Genomic DNA, 2,447 nt, shown 5'->3' with positions numbered 1-2,447 from the left:
GGCATCGACCGCCCCTCGCCCTGGCCCCACGTGGCGCTGGCGCTGGTGTGGACAGGGTTGCTGCTGGCGGTCATGCAGTGCCTGCGTGGCGAGATCTATGAAGATGCGCTGGCGCAGAGCCAGTTCCTTGTCCCTGAAGTGGCGGCCTGCGCGGCCATCCTCGCCCTGCTGGTGGCGCTGGTTCTGCACCGCTGCGTCGTCACGCCCTGGGTTGCGCGCCGCGTGGCGCTGCACAATGACGATCCCTGCCGCCTGGAATCGCCATGACCCTCACCGAACTCAAGTACATCGTTGCCGTGGCGCGCGAAAAGCACTTCGGTCATGCCGCCGATGCCTGCTATGTGTCGCAGCCCACGCTGTCGGTGGCCATCAAGAAGCTCGAGGAAGAGCTGGATGTGAAACTGTTCGAGCGCAGTGCGGGCGAGGTGTCCGTCACCCCGCTGGGCGAGGAAATCGTGCGCCAGGCGCAAAGCGTGCTGGAGCAGGCCGCTGCCATCAAGGAGATCGCCCGGCGCGGCAAGGACCCTCTGGCAGGGCCGCTGACGCTGGGGGTGATCTACACCATCGGCCCCTATCTGCTGCCTGACCTGGTGCGCCAGGCCATCGGGCGCACGCCCCAGATGCCGCTCATGCTGCAGGAGAACTTCACCGTCAAGCTGCTGGAGATGCTGCGCACCGGCGAGATTGACTGCGCCATCCTGGCCGAGCCTTTTCCCGACACCGGGCTGGCCATGGCGCCGCTGTACGACGAGCCCTTCATGGCGGCGGTGCCCAGCACGCACCCGCTGGCGTCGAAAAAATCCATCACGGCGGCAGAGCTCAAGAGCGAAACCATGCTGCTGCTGGGCGCGGGCCACTGCTTTCGTGACCACGTGCTCGAGGTCTGCCCCGAGTTCGCCCGCTTCTCCAGCAACGCCGAAGGCATCCGCAAATCCTTCGAGGGGTCTTCACTCGAGACCATCAAACACATGGTGGCGGCGGGCATGGGCGTGACGCTGGTGCCGCGCCTGTCGGTGCCGCGCGATGCGCTGCTCACCGTGTCGCGCCGGCGCAAGAGCGACGAGAGCTTTGTCCGCTACCTGCCCATCCGCGAAGAAGACGGCAGCCCACCGCCCAAGCGCCGCGTGGTGCTGGCCTGGCGGCGCAGCTTCACGCGCTATGAGGCCATCGCCGCGTTGCGCAACGCGATCTACGCCTGCGAACTGCCGGGCGTCACGCGGCTGTCATGACGCGGTGCGAGCGTGGCGGGTGGCGCCGCCTCGCTGCCGCCGGTTTCCTGCGCTACAGTGGGCCATTGCTTCCGCACGCCGGCTCCTGAGGGCGCTGGCGAGCGGCTGTACCACCGGGCCCGCTTTGCGCCGCCATGGCAGCGCTGGGCAGACCCACCATCCCAAGGAGAAACGTCATGGCCAAGGCTTCCAGCAAAACCACCGCACCCGGCATCAACATCGGCATCAGCGACAAGGACCGCGCCGCCATTGCCCAGGGCCTCTCGCGCCTGCTGGCCGACACCTACACGCTGTACCTGACCACGCACAACTTCCACTGGAACGTGACGGGCCCGATGTTCAACACGCTGCACACCATGTTCATGGCGCAGTACACCGAGCTGTGGAACGCGGTGGACCCGATTGCCGAGCGCATCCGCTCGCTGGGCCACGTGGCGCCTGGCTCGTACGCCGAATTCGGCAAGCTGGCCACCGTGCCCGACGCGCCCGCCAAGCCGCCCAAGGCCCTGGACATGGTGCGCGTGCTGGTCGAAGGCCATGAGGCCGTGGCCCGCACCGCGCGCAGCCTGTTTCCCCTGGCCGACAAGGCCAGCGACGAACCCACGGCCGACCTGCTGACCCAGCGCCTCACCGTCCACGAGCAAACGGCCTGGATGCTGCGCTCGCTGCTCGAAGACTGATGATCTGACGGGCCACCGCGCATGTGCCCGCGCCGTGCCCCACCACTGCACCATGCCATCCGCCATCCAGCCGGGCCCGGGGGCCGAGCTTGAAATCAAGCTCGCCCTGCCCACGATGGACCCCGCCGGGCTGGCCCGGCAGCTCGCGCGCCTGCCCGTGTTGGCGCGGCGCACGCCGCTGCGCAAGCAGGTCTGCAACATCTACTACGATACGCCCGATGGGGCCTTGCAGGCCCACCGCATGGCCTTGCGCCTGCGGCGCGTGGACGGGCCTGGCGCCCCCCGTTGGCTGCAGACCTTCAAGACCGGTGGCGGCGGCGATTCCGCGCTGAGCCTGCGCGGCGAATGGGAGGTGCCGGTGCCGGGGCCGGCACTCGATCCGGCGGCATTGCGGGCGGCGCCGCACTGGCTGCGCCTGGACCCGGATGGCACGGTGTTCGCCGCGCTCGAGGCGTACTTTTCCACGGCCTTCGAGCGCACCACCTGGACGGTGCGCCGGCGCGATGGCAGCGCCATCGAGGTGGCGCTCGACCTGGGC

General features: G+C 68.9%; 4 protein-coding genes. All 4 read left to right on the top strand.

The features are described 5' to 3' along the window. A partial coding sequence (locus ACDELDRAFT_RS21395) for a hypothetical protein (RefSeq protein WP_005800406.1) occupies nucleotides 1-267 on the top strand: 267 nt, incomplete at its 5' end. Continuing rightward, on the top strand, nucleotides 264-1,229 hold the full coding sequence (locus ACDELDRAFT_RS21390) for a LysR substrate-binding domain-containing protein (RefSeq protein WP_005800404.1): 966 nt from the start codon (nucleotides 264-266) through the stop codon (nucleotides 1,227-1,229). The genes ACDELDRAFT_RS21395 and ACDELDRAFT_RS21390, both read left to right, overlap by 4 nt. Before the next feature lie 176 nt (nucleotides 1,230-1,405). Then, nucleotides 1,406-1,909 (top strand): Dps family protein, encoded by a 504-nt coding sequence (locus ACDELDRAFT_RS21385; RefSeq protein ID WP_005800402.1) that lies wholly within the window; start codon nucleotides 1,406-1,408, stop codon nucleotides 1,907-1,909. A gap of 52 nt (nucleotides 1,910-1,961) precedes the next feature. Continuing rightward, nucleotides 1,962-2,447: CYTH domain-containing protein (locus tag ACDELDRAFT_RS21380; RefSeq protein WP_005800401.1), on the top strand; the 486-nt coding region annotated here is incomplete at its 3' end.

The organism is Acidovorax delafieldii 2AN, assembly GCF_000175235.1.
Lineage (GTDB): Bacteria > Pseudomonadota > Gammaproteobacteria > Burkholderiales > Burkholderiaceae_C > Acidovorax > Acidovorax delafieldii_B.
Note: the sequence above shows the minus strand (reverse complement) of the source record. Positions and strands in the feature narration are given on the sequence as shown.